General features: G+C 59.5%; 16 protein-coding genes. 9 read left to right on the top strand and 7 right to left on the bottom strand.

Annotation, left to right across the window (positions count from 1 at the left end):
• Positions 1–35: 35 nt before the first annotated feature.
• Both rplQ and Q0Y02_RS08125 read left to right on the top strand, forming a co-directional pair.
• Positions 36–419 (top strand): 50S ribosomal protein L17, encoded by a 384-nt coding sequence (rplQ, locus tag Q0Y02_RS08130; RefSeq protein ID WP_035249956.1) that lies wholly within the window; start codon positions 36–38, stop codon positions 417–419.
• Between the two features lie 116 nt (positions 420–535).
• The gene (locus Q0Y02_RS08125; RefSeq protein ID WP_035249958.1) at positions 536–871 is read left to right on the top strand and encodes a DOPA 4,5-dioxygenase family protein; all 336 of its coding nucleotides are present in this window, start codon (positions 536–538) and stop codon (positions 869–871) included.
• 21 nt (positions 872–892) lie between these two features.
• Here Q0Y02_RS08125 and Q0Y02_RS08120 read toward each other — a convergent pair whose 3' ends face one another.
• From Q0Y02_RS08120 to Q0Y02_RS08100, 5 genes are all read right to left on the bottom strand, one after another.
• Positions 893–1,273 carry a hypothetical protein gene (locus Q0Y02_RS08120; RefSeq protein WP_297766834.1) on the bottom strand — a complete coding sequence of 127 codons (381 nt, stop codon included), beginning with the start codon at positions 1,271–1,273 and terminating at the stop codon, positions 893–895.
• A 163-nt stretch (positions 1,274–1,436) separates the two neighbouring features.
• The gene (locus tag Q0Y02_RS08115; RefSeq protein WP_297766833.1) at positions 1,437–2,708 is read right to left on the bottom strand and encodes a glycerophosphodiester phosphodiesterase family protein; all 1,272 of its coding nucleotides are present in this window, start codon (positions 2,706–2,708) and stop codon (positions 1,437–1,439) included.
• 121 nt (positions 2,709–2,829) lie between these two features.
• On the bottom strand, positions 2,830–3,645 hold the full coding sequence (locus Q0Y02_RS08110) for a hypothetical protein (RefSeq protein ID WP_297766832.1): 816 nt from the start codon (positions 3,643–3,645) through the stop codon (positions 2,830–2,832).
• 2 nt (positions 3,646–3,647) lie between these two features.
• Entirely contained in the window at positions 3,648–6,473 is a 2,826-nt protein-coding gene (gene uvrA / locus Q0Y02_RS08105; RefSeq protein ID WP_297766830.1) for an excinuclease ABC subunit UvrA, read from the bottom strand.
• A 142-nt stretch (positions 6,474–6,615) separates the two neighbouring features.
• Positions 6,616–7,266 (bottom strand): response regulator transcription factor, encoded by a 651-nt coding sequence (locus tag Q0Y02_RS08100; RefSeq protein WP_297766828.1) that lies wholly within the window; start codon positions 7,264–7,266, stop codon positions 6,616–6,618.
• A 239-nt stretch (positions 7,267–7,505) separates the two neighbouring features.
• Here Q0Y02_RS08100 and Q0Y02_RS08095 point away from each other — a divergent pair, with 239 nt between their 5' ends.
• The 5 genes from Q0Y02_RS08095 to gspD all read left to right on the top strand — a co-directional run bounded on the left by Q0Y02_RS08095 (position 7,506) and on the right by gspD (position 13,313).
• The gene (locus tag Q0Y02_RS08095) at positions 7,506–8,873 is read left to right on the top strand and encodes an MFS transporter (protein ID WP_297766825.1); all 1,368 of its coding nucleotides are present in this window, start codon (positions 7,506–7,508) and stop codon (positions 8,871–8,873) included.
• A 105-nt stretch (positions 8,874–8,978) separates the two neighbouring features.
• Positions 8,979–9,500 carry a single-stranded DNA-binding protein gene (gene ssb / locus Q0Y02_RS08090; protein WP_297766823.1) on the top strand — a complete coding sequence of 174 codons (522 nt, stop codon included), beginning with the start codon at positions 8,979–8,981 and terminating at the stop codon, positions 9,498–9,500.
• A gap of 8 nt (positions 9,501–9,508) precedes the next feature.
• Positions 9,509–10,237 carry a type II secretion system protein N gene (gene gspN / locus Q0Y02_RS08085; RefSeq protein ID WP_297766821.1) on the top strand — a complete coding sequence of 243 codons (729 nt, stop codon included), beginning with the start codon at positions 9,509–9,511 and terminating at the stop codon, positions 10,235–10,237.
• Between the two features lie 140 nt (positions 10,238–10,377).
• A complete protein-coding gene (gene gspC / locus Q0Y02_RS08080; RefSeq protein ID WP_297766819.1) occupies positions 10,378–11,241 on the top strand; it encodes a type II secretion system protein GspC in 864 nt (287 codons plus the stop codon).
• A gap of 11 nt (positions 11,242–11,252) precedes the next feature.
• The gene (gene gspD / locus Q0Y02_RS08075; RefSeq protein WP_297766817.1) at positions 11,253–13,313 is read left to right on the top strand and encodes a type II secretion system secretin GspD; all 2,061 of its coding nucleotides are present in this window, start codon (positions 11,253–11,255) and stop codon (positions 13,311–13,313) included.
• 116 nt (positions 13,314–13,429) lie between these two features.
• Here gspD and Q0Y02_RS08070 read toward each other — a convergent pair whose 3' ends face one another.
• Both Q0Y02_RS08070 and Q0Y02_RS08065 read right to left on the bottom strand, forming a co-directional pair.
• Positions 13,430–14,440 (bottom strand): hypothetical protein, encoded by a 1,011-nt coding sequence (locus Q0Y02_RS08070; RefSeq protein ID WP_297766815.1) that lies wholly within the window; start codon positions 14,438–14,440, stop codon positions 13,430–13,432.
• A complete protein-coding gene (locus Q0Y02_RS08065; protein WP_297766813.1) occupies positions 14,433–15,920 on the bottom strand; it encodes an adenylate/guanylate cyclase domain-containing protein in 1,488 nt (495 codons plus the stop codon). Before Q0Y02_RS08065 ends, Q0Y02_RS08070 begins: the two co-directional genes overlap by 8 nt.
• Before the next feature lie 276 nt (positions 15,921–16,196).
• Between Q0Y02_RS08065 and Q0Y02_RS08060 the strand changes: the two genes are divergently transcribed.
• Positions 16,197–17,162, top strand: a complete 966-nt coding sequence (locus tag Q0Y02_RS08060; RefSeq protein ID WP_297766811.1) for an alpha/beta hydrolase — start codon at positions 16,197–16,199, stop codon at positions 17,160–17,162.
• Positions 17,149–17,643, top strand: a complete 495-nt coding sequence (locus Q0Y02_RS08055; RefSeq protein ID WP_297766809.1) for a nucleoside triphosphate pyrophosphohydrolase family protein — start codon at positions 17,149–17,151, stop codon at positions 17,641–17,643. Before Q0Y02_RS08060 ends, Q0Y02_RS08055 begins: the two co-directional genes overlap by 14 nt.
• Positions 17,644–17,647: the final 4 nt, after the last annotated feature.

The following is a 17,647-nucleotide window of genomic DNA, read 5'->3' as shown; positions in this document are numbered from 1 at the left end:
CGCTGTGAAGCGCCCCTGAACATAGGAACAGAATCATGCGTCATCGCAAAAGCGGCAGAAAACTGAATCGGAACAGCTCTCATCGTCAGGCTATGTTCCGTAACATGGCTGTGTCTCTGCTGGAGCACGAAGTGATCAAGACCACTCTGCCGAAAGCTAAAGAGCTGCGTCGTGTGGCTGAGCCGCTGATCACTCTTGCGAAGGAAGACTCGGTAGCGAACCGTCGTCTGGCTTTCGACCGCACCCGCTCCAAGGAAGTGGTCGGCAAGCTGTTCAATGACCTGGGTCCGCGTTACCAGAGCCGTCCTGGCGGTTACATCCGTATCCTCAAGATGGGTTTCCGTGCTGGTGACAATGCACCGATGGCCTATGTTGAGCTGGTTGATCGTCCTGAGCTGGCGGACGCTGACGAAGAATAAGCGTCGAAGCTTCAAAAAAACCGGGCATATTGCCCGGTTTTTTTATGTCTGTCGTAAGCCGGCGGACTTGTACTATGCTGTCAGGAGAGGCCGACTAGATCTCAGAGGCAGGGCATATGGCAATCAACGGCTTTCATGCACACGTCTATTTCGATGAATCCACGTTTTCCCAAGCGGCAGCGCTGTGCCAGGCCGCCCACCAGCATTTCGACATACCCATGGGGCACATGCATCGCAAGCCGGTGGGCCCGCACCCCTGCTGGAGCTGCCAGCTATCCATTCCGCGCCGCCTGGCCGGGGATGTGATCCCCTGGTTGATGGCCAGCCGTAACGGGCTGACGGTTTTTGTTCACGGTCTTAGTGGTGATGATCTGCGCGATCACACCGAGTTGGTGATGTGGCTGGGTGAAAGCCTGCCGCTGGACCTGAGTATCTTCCAGTTCTCCGCCTGATTGCCTGACTCAACCCGCTAACTACCCCTGCGCTACTTTGTGTCCCCGATACATCAAGCCCTTGCGCTGTCGCTGTACCGAGCCGGTCTCATCCTTTGTGTTTTGAGTGTTGCGGGTTTCTACCGGTTGCCCTCGATAGAGGCGAACTGCGCCGTTGGCGGATGGAGTCAATGGCGGGTCTTTGCCTTCCAGCTCCAGTAGCGCCAGGCGAATTTCCCCGTAAAGTCGTTGCATGCCCTGAGAGCGGGTCAGGCCGGCATAATGGGCCAGTTTATGGCGCAGTGCCGGATCGGTCAGTGACAGGCTTTCGTCGAATTCAGCCCGAATCAACCGTCGACACTGATTAACCAGGTTGACGATGTTGTACTGCATCAACCAGCGGTGGTCGGTGGTGGCGTCCATTTCACAGACTCCTTTGAATGGTTGCCCTGGGAAGCTGACGTTGGCTGAAGCAAGGCCTCAGTTCAGATCTATCAAAGCAGAAAGCGTGCCATTGTCATGGCCCGCTTTGTGGGTGCCTGCGCCCCGCGGTGGAACGAGGCACGGCCCTTGTGGTGCACGTGCGCTAAGGTAGTGCGGGGCGCTTGGCATGCAGGAATTTCTGGCAGCTCGCGTAGAAGGAGGTGGTGGCTGGCCAGTCGGAAAAGACACCAATAACACCCACGTCCCGCGCCAGCACATCCAGCAGGGTAAAAGTGTCGCCGTCATTATTGATAGCTGGTTGAACACTCTGGTAATACCAGCCGCCGCCGTTGGCCAATGGGCCGGAACGCTCCAGGGACCAGGCGATGATATCCAGGCCGGCAGCGCGGGCGGCCCGGGCATAGGGGCTGGGGACAATGCGGTTGCGCTCATCGACGGTGACCAGCATCCACAGGGGCGGGGCGATGATGTTCACGCCATAACCGGCTAGGGTGTCCATATCGGGTTGCCAGGTGCCGGGGTTCTGTGGATCCAGCCCTTCGCTATCACGACCATCGAGATATACCGCCTGTTGGCCATAGCGGGGGTGGTGGCCGATCCAGTAGCGCACGTCTTCCAGATTGAAGGATTGGGGGAAGACATCCCTCGGTGGTACACCGACTTGTCGATATTCCTCAATCAGTTGCTTGGCATAGTCTTGCTGACGGTACTCGCCCTGATAGGGGATGGATACCTGTGGCGCTTTCAGCTCGGGCGTCATCTTTACCCCGAGCTCCTGAAACAGGGCGATGCTCTCCCTGTGACTGAGCAGGGTGCCGCTTTGGCTGTAGAGGTCCGTTCGCCAACCAGCCGTGCCCTTCAGGTATTCCTCCACGGTAGTGGCGCGGGGGTTGGCGCCATCCATCTTGCCGGTGAGTGTCTTGAACTGGGCCAGGGTGATATCGCTGGTACAGCAGCGGGCGCTGGCCGGGTTGCTGCCATCAAAAGGGGAGAAAGGCTCGCTGCACTGGTCGGCCAGGTCGGTGTCGAGAATGTTGGTGGTGGTGTGCAGATCGCACTGGGAATGGCGACAGACCAACTCGCGATCCTTGGTGAAGGCCACATCGCATTCCACGATGCCGGCGCCCATGCGGGCGGCGGCCCGGTAGGACTCTTCGGTATGTTCGGGGAATTGCAGCGGCGCGCCACGATGGCCAATGGAAAAGTCACTGGCCTGTTGCGGACGCGGTCGGCTGGCACAGTCCTGGAGGGCTTGCTTCAGCGGCCCCTCGTCCATGTCTGCAACCAGGTAATAGGGGCGCGGCCCCAGCTCCACGCTGCTTTTGCCGTCGGAGCCGTGCCCGGCACAGGCTGCAGTGCCAATACTGATGGCCAGGGTGGCGATGCATGCTTTCCATGCCCATATCGATTTCATAATCAGCCTCCAGGGTTGCCGTGGAGGTTGAGTCTGTGAGCGGGTTGTGACGCTGATATTTGGTTCCGGTGGCGGCGGTATTACAAGGGTCGACGTTATGGAGTAGAGCACAGTCTGAAGGTCATTTATCGCTCGACTCCAGGCGAAGATTGGCGACAGCAGAATAATACGGGGTGATCCCTCTTTGCATGGCAAGGCCACTGACCGGGCCGGTCGTTTGAGAGCTCCAGATGAGCTTGCCGTCCTGGAGCCGAATGACTGCCATGTCCACAACTACTTCTCCTGCATAAGAGGCGGCGCCACTACTGCCAGCTAAAGAACTGAAGATGATGGCACTGGTCACGGAAGCGTTATAGCTTTCGCGACTTTCATGCCATCCTCTCACTCTGGTGAGAACGATGCAGCATGCCTCGTCCGCTTCCAACTGCTCCGTGGCGCGGTTTCCATCAAGTATAATGGAGTCTGTCTTCGCGGGGTTTACTCGTTCAGGTCCTGTGGCCATTTCCAGTAGAAAGCCTTTCACGCTAGGAGTGGGGCGGCCGATAGGGGCAAAATCAATAAAAGTATCAGCGTATAGGTTCTTAAACTCGTCTAAGTGATTGGAGAGATCGAAAGAAGGCGTGGAGAGAGAAATTTCGTAGGCGTCGGCATGCTTCTGATAATGCTGAATCGTATCAGGCGGAATTCGTTCGAGCATCGTAGGGTAAGGGTGGTAAGCGCCATCCTGGTCGCGTATTTCGAGCTCGAAATACGGTGGTGCGACAACAATTTTGTCAGGGTTTCTTGTTCCAGACAGAGATTCCTGAGGGTAGGCCTCTGTGCATATTGCTCCGGAGCCACAAGCCACACCATTATAAAGCGTTTTAGCGCTCTTGCATCCTGTGAACATGACACAGGTTAAGGTGCAAAGTAGCCAAGGTGGGATGATGGTCTTCATTCTTATTGTCCAAGCATGGGTTTAAGGAAGCGCCCAGTGTGGCTAACTTTCACCCTGGCCACTTCCTCCGGCGTGCCTTCAGCAATGATCTCGCCGCCGCCGTCGCCCCCTTCCGGTCCCAGATCCACGATCCAGTCGGCGGTCTTGATTACATCCAGATTGTGCTCGATCACCACTACTGAGTTGCCGTGGTCAGCCAGTCGGTTGAGCACGTCCAGCAGCAGCTGGATATCATGGAAATGCAGCCCGGTGGTGGGTTCGTCGAGGATGTAGAGGGTGTTGCCGGTATCCCGGCGGGATAGCTCCTTGGCGAGTTTGACCCGCTGGGCTTCGCCGCCGGACAGGGTGGTGGCGGCCTGGCCCAGTTTTACGTAACTCAGACCCACATCCATCAGGGTCTGCAGTTTACGGGCCAGGGAAGGCACCGCATCGAAGAATTCCCGGGCATCTTCGATGGTCAGATCCAGCACCTCGAAGATGTTCTTGCCCTTATAGGTAATCTCCAGGGTTTCCCGGTTATAGCGTTTGCCTTCGCAAACTTCGCAGGGCACATAAATATCCGGCAGGAAGTGCATTTCCACCTTGATGACGCCATCGCCCTGACAGGCTTCGCAGCGCCCGCCTTTCACGTTGAAGCTGAAACGGCCGGGTTTGTAGCCGCGGGCGCGGGCTTCCTGGGTGCCGGCGAACAGTTCGCGCACCGGGGTGAAGATGCCGGTGTAGGTGGCCGGGTTTGAGCGGGGGGTGCGGCCAATGGGGCTCTGGTCGATATCCACCACCTTGTCGAAGTGCTCCAGCCCTTCAATGGACTCATGGACGGCGGGGGTCAGCGTGGTGGCCTTGTTCAGTTTGGTGGCCGCCAGCGGGTATAAGGTGTTGTTGATCAGGGTGGACTTGCCGGACCCGGAGACACCGGTAATGCAGGTGAACAGGCCTACCGGGATATTCAATGGGTGGCCCTTGAGGTTGTTGCCGGTGGCGCCGTGCACGGTCAGCCATTTGTCGCCCTGGTTTTCTCGCCGTTGTGCGGGGATGGCGATCTGTTTGCGACCGGACAGGTAGTCGCCGGTGAGCGAGTCCGGGTTGTCGGCCACGTCCTGGGCGCTGCCCTGGGCGACGACCCTGCCGCCATGAACGCCGGCACCGGGGCCGATATCAATCACGTGGTCGGCCAGGCGGATGGCTTCCTCGTCGTGCTCCACCACCAGCACGGTATTACCCAGGTCACGCAGGCGGGTGAGGGTGCTGAGCAGGCGCTCGTTATCACGTTGGTGCAGGCCGATGGAGGGCTCGTCCAGCACGTACATGACGCCCACCAGGCCGGCACCAATCTGACTGGCCAGACGAATACGCTGGGCCTCGCCGCCGGACAGGGTTTCCGCGCTGCGCTCCAGGGTCAGGTATTCCAGCCCCACGTTGACCAGAAACTGCAGGCGGTCGCGGATTTCCTTGAGAATCTTGTCGGCGATTTCGCCCTTGCTGCCGGGCAGGTTCAGGTCGCTGAAGTAGCCGTGGGCCTTGCCCACCGCCAACCGTACCACTTCCGGCAGGGTGGTTTCTTCGATGAACACATGACGGGCCGCCTCGCGCAGTCGCGAGCCATTGCAGCTGGGGCAGCTGGAGGTGGACATGTAGCCGAGCAGGTCCTCGCGTACCGCATCAGATTCGGTTTCCCGGTAGCGTCGCTCCATATTGGGGATGATGCCCTCGAACGGGTGGTTGCGCTTGATGATGTCGCCGCGGTCGTTGAGGTAACGGAATTCGATGCTTTCCTTGCCGGTGCCGTGGAGCACTTTCTTGCGGATATCCTTGGGTAGCTCCTGAAATGCCACGTCCATGTCGAAACCCAGGCTCTGAGACAGGGAATTGAGCATCTGGAAATAGTAGACGTTGCGGCGGTCCCAGCCGCGGATGGCGCCTTCCGACAGGGATAGCTCGTCGGAATTGATCACCTTGTCCTCGTCGAAGAACTGCTTCATGCCCAGCCCGTCGCAGCTGGGGCAGGCGCCGGCCGGATTGTTGAAAGAGAACAGTCGCGGTTCCAGTTCGGGGATGGAGTAGCCGCAGTGCGGGCAGGCAAACTTGGCGGAGAAGGTCACTTCCTCGCCGTCGCCGTCCATGGGCGCAATGATGGCGATGTCGTCCGCCAGGTTAAGGGCGGTTTCGAAGGATTCCGCCAGCCGGTTCTGCAGGTCGTCACGGACCTTGAAGCGATCCACCACCACTTCAATGGTGTGCTTCTTGTTCTTGTCCAGATCCGGGGTGTCATCCATGTCATAGATGCGCCCGTCAATGCGTGCACGGATAAAGCCCTGGGCGCGCAGCTCCTCGAACAGGTGCAGATGCTCGCCTTTCTTTTCGCGAATTACTGGCGCCAGCAGCATCAGTTTGCTGCCGTCTTCCATGGCCAGCACCTGATCCACCATCTGACTGATGGTCTGGGCGGCCAGCGGCGCTTCATGCTCCGGGCAGCGGGGCTCGCCCACCCGGGCGAACAGCAGGCGCAGATAGTCGTAAATTTCGGTGATGGTGCCGACGGTGGATCGCGGGTTATGACTGGTGGATTTCTGCTCGATGGAGATCGCCGGGCTGAGCCCTTCGATGTGGTCCACATCGGGCTTTTCCATCATCGACAGGAACTGGCGGGCATAGGTGGAGAGGGACTCCACATAGCGGCGCTGGCCTTCTGCGTAAAGCGTGTCAAAGGCCAGTGAGGATTTCCCTGAACCGGACAGACCGGTGATTACCACCAGCTTGTCCCGGGGAATATCCAGGTCCACGTTCTTCAGGTTATGAGTCCGTGCACCGCGAACCAGTATGGTATCCATCAACTACCCCTGACTACTGTCAAAATGAACAGGGCAGTATAGGCGAATTCGTGTGAAGGGCAAAAGAATGTGGTCGCTGCCCGCAACACGCCTCATGTTGCACGCAAGGCGTGCAGCACGGTGCGTGTTGTATGAAGCGTTGCTAGAGGTTTTCCTGTGCCCAGTTCACCGCTTGCAGGCGGTTGGACGCATTGATTTTCTTGAAGATGTTGTAGATATGCGTCTTGATGGTGTGCGGGCTCAGATTCAGGCTGGTGGCGATTTCCGAGTTCTTGGCGCCGGTGGCCATCACTTTCAGCACTTCCACTTCCCGGTCGGTGAGGTTCACCTCGCTGCGGGAGAAGGTCTTGTTGAAGGTGCGGCTTTTCATCAGATAGGCCTGCAGCACGGCGCGTGGGAACCACAGCTCGCCGTCGAAAATGGCCTTGATGCCTTTGCTCAGCAGTGCCTGGGGGCAGTCATGCTGGAAACCGCCGTTGACCATGGGCAGGCCTGCCAGTCGGGATAGGGAGTCGTCGCTGTCCACATTGAACAGGGCGATCAGAACGTCGTTGTCCACTTCCTGATCGGCTTCCAGAAGGTGAGCGATTACCTCGTTCACATCGACACTGTGGTAATCCACCAGAAACAGGTTCTGGTCAAATTCCCGCAGGGTCTCCACTGAGATCGTCTCCACCGAGGGAATGCTCTTGGTAGCCACTTCTTCCTTGACGAGAAATTCGGTGAGCAGGGCGTTTTGCAGTTGCTGGCTGCCTACTACGTAAACTTGTTGAGTTTGTTGTGGGCTGTTCATCGATGCCGTCCATGATGTCTCAGGCGGAGCCTAAGAAAAAAAACTGATCAGCATGTGAATTTATCACCGCTTTGACCGGGGTTCAATTTACCATTGCCCGGTTTTACGGATTTCACGATTCCTGGACTCCAAAGTGGGGCACTGTGTCCTGGTCCGGCCCCGTGGGGAATCTGATACACTGCCCGCCTTTTTGTAGCGGCCGTGACTTGCGGCCACCCCTTTTGGAGCAACAAGCGTTCATGTCGGCATCTTCCTCCAGTGTCCTGCAGCGGACAGAGCTGAAAACCACCGGCTACCTGGCGACCATCTTTGCGCTGCGGATGTTCGGCCTGTTCATGATTCTGCCGATTTTCGCGGTCTACGGGCAATCCCTGGAAGGCGCGACACCGCTGCTGATCGGTACCGCTATCGGTGCCTACGGGCTGATGCAGGCCCTGCTGCAGATTCCGTTTGGCATGCTTTCCGACCGCTTCGGACGGCGACCGTTGTTGTTGATCGGTCTGCTTCTGTTTGTGGCGGGGGGCGTGGTGGCGGCCATGAGTGACCATATTCATGGTGTCATTGCCGGGCGCGCCTTGCAGGGCTCGGGGGCCATCGCCAGTGTGATCATGGCGTTGATCGGTGATGTGGTCAGCGAAAAGCATCGTACCCGGGCCATGGCCCTGATCGGCATGTCCGTGGGTGGCTCCTTTGTACTGGCCCTGATTCTCGGCCCGTTACTGGCCAGCTGGCTGGGCCTGTCCGGCCTGTTCTGGATGACCTCGGTGATGGGCGTCTTTGCCCTGCTGGTGGCCCTGGTGGTGCCGGCGCCACGGGCATTGCAGGGGGAGGCCTTGCCCGTGGGCGTGCGCTTCCGTCGGGTACTGGCCAGCAAGACATTGCTGCGATTTGATCTGGGCATTTTTACCCTGCACCTGATCATGACTGCCTCTTTCGTGGTGGTGCCGGCCCTGCTCAGCGAACGGCTCGGGCTGGGACTGCGCAGCCACAGCCTGATCTACCTGGGCGTGCTGGTGGCCGGGTTCGTGGCCATGGTGCCGCTGATTATCCGCGCCGAACGGCGTGGCGCGGTGCCGGTGAAGCGACTGGCGGTGGTGTTGCTGGCGGTGTCACAGATTCTGTTGGCCCTGGCCGGTGCCGAGCTGTGGCACTTTGTGCTGGCGCTGCTGGTGTTCTTTGCCGCGTTTAACCTGCTCGAGGCCCTGCTGCCTTCGCTGGTGGGCCGGGCGGCACCGGCGGGCACCCGGGGCACGGCCATGGGGGTATACTCCACCAGTCAGTTCCTGGGTGTCTTTGTCGGCGGGCAGCTGGGTGGGGCCTTGTACCAGTGGGTAGGAGCCGAGGCGGTGTTCTACGGTTGTGCGCTGTTGGCGGCGGTCTGGCTGGTGGTGCTGACCGGGCTGCAGGAGCTGCCGAAACTGGATAACCGGGTGCTGATCCTGGCCCCGGGCCAGGATTGGCAGAAACTGGCCCGTGAGCTGCAGACGGTGCCCGGTGTGGTGGAAACCGTCATCGTCGAGGAGCAGGCCCTGGCCTTGCTCAAGGTCGATGCCGGGGAACTGGATGAGGCCCGGCTTGCGGGGCTCGCCGGAGCCTCGCAAAGCTGACACAATGTTTGGCTTGATCTGACATGCATTTGAGAAACCGGTGATTTACCTGACAGGGCATTGCCGACTACAACAGTACTGACCTAGAGAGTCACGGAGAGAAACATGGCGCGCGGCGTTAACAAGGTAATTCTGATTGGTAACCTGGGGGCAGACCCGGAAACCCGTTTCATGCCCAGCGGTGGCGCGGTCACCAATGTTCGTCTGGCTACCAGTGAAACCTGGAAGGACAAGCAGAGCGGGCAGATGCAGGAACGCACTGAATGGCACCGGGTGGTATTTTTCAACAAGCTGGGCGAGATTGCCGGTGAGTACCTGAAGAAGGGCTCCAAGGTCTATATCGAAGGCTCCATTCGTACCCGCAAGTGGCAGGGGCAGGATGGTCAGGATCGCTACACCACCGAAATCGTGGCCAACGAAATGCAGATGCTGGATGGCCGTGGTGATGGGGGTGGTCAAGGTGGTGGCTATGCGCCTCAGGGTAACCAGGGTGGCTACCAGAACCAGAACGAAAATTACGGTGGCGGCAATGCCGCGCCACAGCAAAGCCAGAATCCCGGTCAGGGTCAAAATCAGGGCGGCTTCAGCGGCCCGGCTGATGATTTCGACGACGATATCCCGTTCTGAGAACCGCCATGCCTCGTACCTTGACGCTGGCACTGGTCTTTATTGCCAGTCTGCTGGTTTTTTTGATCGTCAGCATGCCCGCCGCCGTTGTGGTGGAGCGGGTGCCTGCCGTGCGGTTGGGTGGCGCCGTGCTGACTCTGTCCGAGCCCCGTGGCCGCTGGTGGCAGGGGCAGGCCCGTTGGCGCTGGAAGCAACTGCAGGGCTCGCTGAACTGGACAATGGACTGGCACGGCCTGGTGCCGGGCGCGCAACTGGCCCTGCGCAGTGATCAGGGCCAGCAGGCAAACCTGTCCGGTTGGGTCGGCGCAGACTGGGGTGACTGGCAGGTGGAACAGGCGCGCTTGTCCCTGCCGGTGGCACTGGTAGCGGAACATGTCCCCCAGGGCGGTGCCGACGGCCGGGTCGATGCGGTGCTGATGGCGTTACAGATTGCCGACGATACTATTCAGCAACTTCAGGGCACCCTGGATTACAGTGGTGGCAGGGTGACCTGGGGGAACAATGGCTCAGCCACGGTGCCGGAATTACAGGGCCGCTTGAGCATGGATGGGCCGGTGCCCACCTTGCGGGTGGCAGATCCTGACGGGGAGCGCCTGCTGCAGGCACGAATCAGTGACGGTCGTTTCCATCTGGAAGTCATGCGTGCCTGGCCCTTGTTGCTGGGTGTCAGCCAGGGTGGCAGCCCGGATGATGTGGTATTCCAGATGTCCCAGCCATTCTCGCTCAAGCAGGGGTAGCGGCTGTCAGCTACCGGTTTGCCTGGCTGACAGGGCCGAGAACAGGAAATAACGGTTCCGGTAACACTATATTGCAATAATTTGCCTTAAAATCCGGTATCTTCAGTCCGGTAATAACGATAAAGGAAGAGCGGACAGTTATGTCGCAGTGGGCAGCGTGGGGTCAGTATCAGCAGTGGGGCAAGCCGGTGCGCTGGTTGGTTGCCATTTTGCTGGTGATTGCATTGGCCTTTGTGCTGGCCCAGACCTTCTGGCTGCTGTGGTACGGACCCAACGAGCCGATCCCCTCCAACAGCAAGACCCGTCTGCAGGTGGCTTCCTCCGGGCAGGCTGTGATCCTGAGCCAGTCCCAGGTGGACAGCTGGCAATTGTTCGGAAGTTTCGAGCAGGAAGCTGCCCCCCAGTCTGACAAACCCACGGACGCTCCGGAAACCCGCCTGCGTCTGGAGCTGCTTGGTGTGTTCCAGACCGCTGATACCGACAAAGCGTCCGCCATCATTGCCGAAAAGGGCAAGGAAGGTGAGTTGTACCGTATCGGCGACAGTATCCCTGGTAATGCCAGCCTGGAAGAGGTGTACCCGGACCGGGTGATCCTGCGCCGGGCCGGGCGCCTGGAAACCCTGCGCTGGTCGGACAGTTCTCTGGGTGGGGTCAGTCAGGTGTCTCGCCAGCCAGCGGTTGAACGTGAGCCCCAGCAATCGCAGATTGCGGAAGGCAGCGAGGAAGACATGCAGCGTCAACGCAAGGCCATTATTGGCCAGTTGGGGCTGCAGCCGGTGGCCCAGGGGGATAATCAGGGCTATCAGTTGGGCAAGCGGGCCCCCAAGCAGTTGATCAGTCAGGTCGGCTTGCAAAGCAATGATGTCATCCTCTCGGTCAACGGCCATTCGCTGGGGACGGAGGAAGGTGATATGGCTGCGTTGCGCTCATTCCAGGAAACCCGGCAGGCCAGTATCGTGGTGCAGCGGGGTGATCAGCAATTCACCGTGAATTATCCGCCATAGTGAGTGGTTTTATGATGTCCTTTTTCAAAGCCTCGGCACTTCGAACACTGATTGTGGTGCTGTTGTCGGTAACGGCTTTTTCCTCCCATGCCCAGGTTGCGGCCAGTGAAGATGGCAAGAGCTGGACGGTGAATATCCGTAATGCGGATATCCAGGCGTTTATCAGCCAGATTGCCGACATGACCGGCAAGAACTTCGTGGTTGACCCCCGCGTTCGTGCCCGGGACGTTACTGTCGTGTCCACCAAGGCGCTGTCTGCCGCAGAGGTTTACGAGCTGTTTCTGTCCGTGCTGCAGGTGCATGGCTATGCGGCGGTGCCATCCGGCGACATTATCAAGATTGTTCCCAACACCACCGCCAAGCAAAGCAACCTGCCGCTGGTGGGCAAAAATGCGGCCGGTGGCGAAGCACTAGTGACCCGGGTGATTCCGGTGGAAAACTCTCCGGTGGAAGAGCTGGTACCGGTGCTGCGGCCGCTGGTGCCCCAGTACGGCCATCTGGCCGCCGTGGGCTCGGCCAATGCCCTGATCATCAGTGATCACATTGACAATATCCGCCGCATGGAAGCGATCATCGCCAGCCTGGACAATGCCGAGTCCGAGGATGTACAGGTGATCAAGCTGGAGCATGCTTTCGCCGGCGACATGGTGAAAATGCTGGAAAGCCTGACCCCGCAGACCGGTGGCCGTCGCGGCAAGACCAAGGACGGTGGTGTGACGGTGGTAGCGGATGAACGCACCAACCGGCTGATCATCAAGGGTGACCGGATTACCCGCCAACGCATGGCCCAAATGATTGGCAACCTGGATACACCTGCCAGTGCCACGGGCGGTGTGCAAGTGGTACGCCTCAGCCATGGTGATGCCGAGGCCCTGGCCGAGTTGCTGAAGAATTTTGCCGAGGGCGCCTCCGCGGCCAAGCCCGGTGCCGACGGCAAGGCCGCAGCGGCATCCATTACCGGTGACAAGGTCTCCATCCAGGCCGACAAATCTCTCAACGCCCTGGTGATCCGCGCAGAGCCGGCGATGATGAAGGAAATCATGTCGGTGATCAGCCAGCTGGATGTGCGCCGTGCGCAGATTCTTATCGAGGCAGCCATCGTGGAAGTCTCCGGTGATACCGGCAAGGCCCTGGGTTTTCAATATGTGGCTGGCAGTGATGAAACCGGCGTCGGTGCCATTAACTTTGGCAACGCCGGGCTGACGATCAATTCCATTGTTCAGGCTCTGGCTACCGATGACCCGTCAGGCCTGTCCCTGGGCGACGGTATTACCATGGGCTTCGGGGAGCAGGACTCCAACGGTGATTTGAAGTGGGGGGCGCTTATCCAGGCTCTGTCCACCTCCACCGACGTAAACCTGCTCTCTACCCCCAGCATTCTTACCCTGGATAATCAGGAAGCGTCCATCGTGGTGGGGGAGAATGTGCCCTTCATCACCGGCACCAGCACCAGTACCGGTTCCGGCGTGTCCAATCCGTTCCAGACGATCCAGCGTGAAGATGTGGGGTTGAGCCTGAGGGTGACGCCGCATGTGGCAGGGCTGTCTACCATCCGCCTGGAGCTGGAGCAGGAAAACTCCCAGGTGAAGGACTCCGTCGGCGAAGCGGCGGATATCGTGACCACCACCCGTAAGCTGGAAAGTACGGTGCTGGCGGACGATGGCGAGACCATTGCTCTGGGCGGGTTGATTCGCGATAACATTACCAAGACGGTACGCAAGGTGCCGATCCTGGGGGATATCCCTCTGCTAGGCATTCTGTTTCGCTCCACCAGTAATTCGCGAGAAAAAAGCAACCTGATGGTGTTTTTACGGCCCACCATCCTGCCGGATAATGAGCGGCTGCTGAGCATGACCCGGCAGAAGTACATGGGGATTACTGCCTTGCAGTTCGAGCTGAATCGCAAGGGTGAACTGGAGCAGGTCGTGCGCAATCCGCTGCCGGTGAGTCTTGAGCAGGTGTTCCAGGGCCGCAGTAACGTATCACCGGAATACCGTGATGCCTACGAAGCCGGGCAAAACGATTCGGCAAAGAACGTTGAGGTTGAGGATGCTGATAGCGAGGAGGAATAATCCCCTCATCGCTAAACAAGCCATAAAAAAACGCGCCCATCGTGGCGCGTTTTTTTATGGGGGTTTATCGCCAGCCAGTCGTTGGCGCGACTGCCGTCTTCTGGGGGAACTCCCGTCTAGTCGTCTTGCAGGTTGCGCAAGTTGGCCAGCACTCGCCGGCTACGTTCGAGTTTCTTGTTCAGCTCTTCATCGTCCGGGTACAGGGGGGCTACTTGCTTCCAGATCCGATAGGCCTCGCGGTACTGACCACGGGCGTACAGTGCCTCACCGGTATTCATCTCTTCGCTAAAGCGGCGTCGCGCCCATTGCTCCAGGCGTTCTCGATGGTCGGCCAGAACCGGATTGTCCTGATGCTGTTTGAGGAAGTGGCGGGCGGCCAGCAAGGATTCCAGCTGGCCATTTCTCTGGTAACGGGCCATCAGTTGTTCCGCTTCAGTCAGCAGGGCACGATTGTGGCGGGCCCGGGCACGCTGGCTGGCGTCATTGAGAATCTGTTGTGCTTTGGCCAGTTGCGCAGACGGAGGCTGATCCGGTGCCAGTCGGTGAGCGGCGCTCAGCAGGTCGCGGGCCAGTAGCCATTGCTGGCGCTGGGCGAAATACTCTCCCAGCCGGGTCAGATCCTCGACCACCACAAACCGCTCTTCCGCCAGTTGCTGGCGTTCCTGTTTGGCGCGGGGCAGGTGAAAGCCGCTCAATTTGTCTGTCAGGCCGGTACTTTCCTGCAGTGCCAGAGCCTGGGCCCGGCGCCGTTCAGCCAGTAGCTGGTTGAACTGATATTCTTCCAGGCTGGTCAGGGCGGTAAGCAGTTCGTCCAGGGCAGAGGGGTCCACTACCTTGTCGCGATGGGCCTCAATCAGGGTATGGGCCTGCTGCCAACGCTGTTTACGGCTCATCGCCTCGGCTTCAAGAATCAGGCGCTGGCGGTACTGGTCGCTGGCCAGAATGATGCCCGGGTACTGCTCCTGCAGCAGGGCATACTGGTCGTGATCCGGGTGCGTGTCTTCAATAATGGCCGCTGCGCCGGCGTAATCATCTTCCGCCAGTGCCTCGCTGACCCGCCGCTCCGGGTCGCCGAGGGTAGCGCAGCCGCCGAGCAGCGCTGCCATTACCAGGCCGGCCTTACGCACGTTGCGACTCCGTATTCAGTTTTGCCAGGAATTGGGCGATGCGCTGTTCCATCAGGGTTTCTGACAGGGCGTGCACGCCATCAATGCGGAAAGTGCTCACCGGCTCGGCCTTGCCGCGGATGCGCATGGCGCCGTACTCGGTAGCGCGTACCCGGGAGGCAATGTTGGGGTTGGCCAGTAGCGACGAGGCAGCAATGATTTCATTGCCGCCGGCCATGTTGGACAGGCGTGACGCCAGGTTGACGGTATCTCCGACCACGGTGTACTGCATTCGCTCCCGGGAGCCCAGGTTACCGGCCAGCATGGCACCGGAATTGATACCGATACGGAATTCCACCGTGGTATGGCCTTGGGCGCGACGTTGCTCGTTCAGTCTTTCTACCATTCTCTGGATCATGACCGCGCAGCACAGCCCGTGGAACAGGTGCTCGTCATCCTTCTCCGGCACCCCGAAGACAATCATGGCGCAGTCGCCCATGTACTTGTCGATGGTGCCGCGGTAGAAGGTGGTGGCGGTGGTGATGGCATCGAAATAGACATTGAGTATGTCGGCAATGGCATCCGGGGGCAGGGTCTCTGACAGCCGGGTGAAGCCGACAATATCGGCAAACACCACGGTGGCATGAACATCGCGGCCACCCAGCTGCACCTGGTCCAGGTCTGCCATCATGTTGTGTGCCACGGACGGGCTGACAAAACGCTTCAGCACCTGCTCCACCTGATCTTTTTCCAGCATGCCGTGGGCCATGGTGTTGTAGGCCTCGATGAGGCCGCCGATTTCGTCATTGCGGCGATCCTGGATCCGGTAGTTCAGGTCCCCCCGGCGCATGGCGCTGGTGGCCGCCAGCAGATCATGAATAGGACGAGCCAGCCGCCGGCTGATCAGGAACGAGGCGATAATGGCGATCACACTCATGATCAGCGTGGCATTGATCATGGTGCCCTGTACGGACTCGCGGGCGGCCATGATTGGGCGGTCGGACAGGGAAATGGCGGTGTAACCGGCGACGGTATCGCTTACATCCACGGCAGCGTAGTAAGTGGTGATTGGTTCGTCCTGCAGCTCCCAGCGCTTGATCTGTTCCTGAAGCGGGTTGGCAGCCAGAGGTAAAATGCCGGCCTTGTCGACCAGGTTGCCACTGCGGTCGAACAGGGCGGCGCCGCGCACGCTGTCGCTGCGGGTCAGGTTGTTGAGCTGGACCTTGAGCAGGAAGGTGTCATCGGCCAGTAGGGGTTCGCGGATGGTATTGGCCAGTTGCAGCGCAATAGCTTCACCAAAGGTGTCTGCTTGGTCGCGCATTCGGTCCAGTTGATTGTTGAGCAGCAGGGAACCGAGAATGGTCATGCCGCACAGAATCAGCAGTGAGATAGACAGGCCCAGCTTCCAGGCCACCGGGAAGTATTCCGGCACATAGGGAGCCAGCCACTCGCCAATGCGGCTGGGCTTCGTGGGGCGGGCTTGTCCTTGCGGCTCGGTCACGATGCTTCCCTGTTTGAGTCGTAACGGTCACTTTGCACGCTTGTCAGCGGCGGGTCATGCTGTCAGATTCACAGGTCGATCCGGGCAATCTGCTGGGCCCGGAGTGACTCTGCGTCGGCTAGGACCGCCGAAACGGCGCAGAGTTCTTGTTGGTTTCGCACCTGCGCCGACATCACAACAATGAGCAGACGAATATGCTAACAATAGCACTTTCGTCGTGCCGGGTAAGTAGTTGTCTACGGAGACCGGCTGAATCGGAAATCGGGAAGAGTGAGTATGGCATTTATGCGTGAGCGGCAGCTTGCCGCCAATGGGCTGGATTTTTTCGTGGCCGAGGCTGGGGAACCGGAAAACCCTCTGGTGCTGTGTCTGCATGGCTTTCCGGAATGTTGGGCCTCCTGGCGCTACCAGTTGCCGGTACTGGCGCAATCCGGTTATCACGCGGTGGCACCGGATCTGCGCGGTTACGGCTATACCGGTGCCCCGGAAGAGGTGGATGCCTACCGGCAAAGCGTGCTGGCGGAGGACGTGGTGGCTCTGATCAAGGCGCTGGGCCATGAATCGGCAATTCTGATCGGGCACGACTGGGGGTGTGCGCTGACCTGGCAGGTGGCGCGTCGCTATCCAGAGATGATTCGTGCAGTGGTGGGAATGTCGGTCCCCTATGGCGGGCCAGCCCCGGAGGCGCCCACTGTGTCCATGCAGCGGCTGTTCGAGGACCGCTTCTTCTACATGCTCTACTTCCAGCAACCGCAATTGCCGGAGCAGGAGCTGGAAGCAGATGTGCCCACCAGTCTGCGCAAGATCTTCCACAGCCTGTCTGCGGATGGCATTGCTGATTTCCGGGCGCGCCCGGATGACACCGGTTTCCTGCAATCCATGTCTGCTCCTGACGAGCAGCCGCGCTGGATGCGTGAGGAGGATCTTGCCTATTACGTGGAACGTTTCCAGCACAGCGGCTTTACCGGGCCCATCAACTGGTATCGGGCCATGGATGCTTCCTGGGAAGAAAGCCGTGACGACGATAACTGGCAGCTTCCCATGCCCACGCTGTTTATCGGTGGCATGCAGGACCCGGTGATCGTGTTTGGTCAAAAAGCCCTGCAGCGGATGCCCGACTATATTCCGGATCTGCGCACGGTGATGCTGGACCAGTGTGGGCACTGGATCCAGATGGAGCAGGCCGCCGAGGTTAACCGTGAAATGATCGCATTCCTGGAGGAAGTGGATGGCAAAGGCTGAGCAACCCAGCAACTTTCACCGGGTGGCTGAATTTCACCGCGCCTTTTCCCTGCCGGTGGCATCCCGGCCGGTGGTGCCGGACGATGCCACCATCCGTTTGCGCCTGGCCCTGCTGCTGGAAGAGTTTCACGAACTGGCCGAGGCCACCTGCCAGCAGCCCGATGCGGATCAACAGGCCTTTCTGGATACCCTTGCGAAGGCCAGGGAGCAACTGGGTTCGCTCAAGGCCTTTCACGTGGACCTGGTAGAGGTGGCCGATGCGCTGACCGATATCAATTATGTGACCTATGGTGCCGGACATACCTTTGGCATAGACCTGAATGCCACCTGCGAAGAAGTGCATCGCAGCAATATGAGCAAGCTGGGGGTTGACGGCAAGCCGGTGAAGGATGCACGCGGCAAGGTTCTCAAGGGGCCAGCCTACTCGCCGCCGGCTCTGGCTCCGGTGTTGGCCCGTCAGAGCGGTAGTGCCCCGGAATAATGAG

This window comes from uncultured Alcanivorax sp., assembly GCF_947258575.1.
In the GTDB taxonomy this organism is placed as follows: domain Bacteria; phylum Pseudomonadota; class Gammaproteobacteria; order Pseudomonadales; family Alcanivoracaceae; genus Alcanivorax.
This window is presented reverse-complemented; position numbering and strand designations above follow the sequence as displayed.

Bases quoted from the DNA above. Each gene is read 5' to 3' on its own strand.
- rplQ (WP_035249956.1), top strand. From the start codon at position 36: ATGCGTCATCGCAAAAGCGGCAGAAAACTGAATCGGAACAGCTCTCAT.
- Q0Y02_RS08125 (WP_035249958.1), top strand. From the start codon at position 536: ATGGCAATCAACGGCTTTCATGCACACGTCTATTTCGATGAATCCACG.
- Q0Y02_RS08120 (WP_297766834.1), bottom strand. From the start codon at position 1,273: ATGGACGCCACCACCGACCACCGCTGGTTGATGCAGTACAACATCGTC.
- Q0Y02_RS08115 (WP_297766833.1), bottom strand. From the start codon at position 2,708: ATGAAATCGATATGGGCATGGAAAGCATGCATCGCCACCCTGGCCATC.
- Q0Y02_RS08110 (WP_297766832.1), bottom strand. From the start codon at position 3,645: ATGAAGACCATCATCCCACCTTGGCTACTTTGCACCTTAACCTGTGTC.
- uvrA (WP_297766830.1), bottom strand. From the start codon at position 6,473: ATGGATACCATACTGGTTCGCGGTGCACGGACTCATAACCTGAAGAAC.
- Q0Y02_RS08100 (WP_297766828.1), bottom strand. From the start codon at position 7,266: ATGAACAGCCCACAACAAACTCAACAAGTTTACGTAGTAGGCAGCCAG.
- Q0Y02_RS08095 (WP_297766825.1), top strand. From the start codon at position 7,506: ATGTCGGCATCTTCCTCCAGTGTCCTGCAGCGGACAGAGCTGAAAACC.
- ssb (WP_297766823.1), top strand. From the start codon at position 8,979: ATGGCGCGCGGCGTTAACAAGGTAATTCTGATTGGTAACCTGGGGGCA.
- gspN (WP_297766821.1), top strand. From the start codon at position 9,509: ATGCCTCGTACCTTGACGCTGGCACTGGTCTTTATTGCCAGTCTGCTG.
- gspC (WP_297766819.1), top strand. From the start codon at position 10,378: ATGTCGCAGTGGGCAGCGTGGGGTCAGTATCAGCAGTGGGGCAAGCCG.
- gspD (WP_297766817.1), top strand. From the start codon at position 11,253: ATGATGTCCTTTTTCAAAGCCTCGGCACTTCGAACACTGATTGTGGTG.
- Q0Y02_RS08060 (WP_297766811.1), top strand. From the start codon at position 16,197: ATGGCATTTATGCGTGAGCGGCAGCTTGCCGCCAATGGGCTGGATTTT.
- Q0Y02_RS08055 (WP_297766809.1), top strand. From the start codon at position 17,149: ATGGCAAAGGCTGAGCAACCCAGCAACTTTCACCGGGTGGCTGAATTT.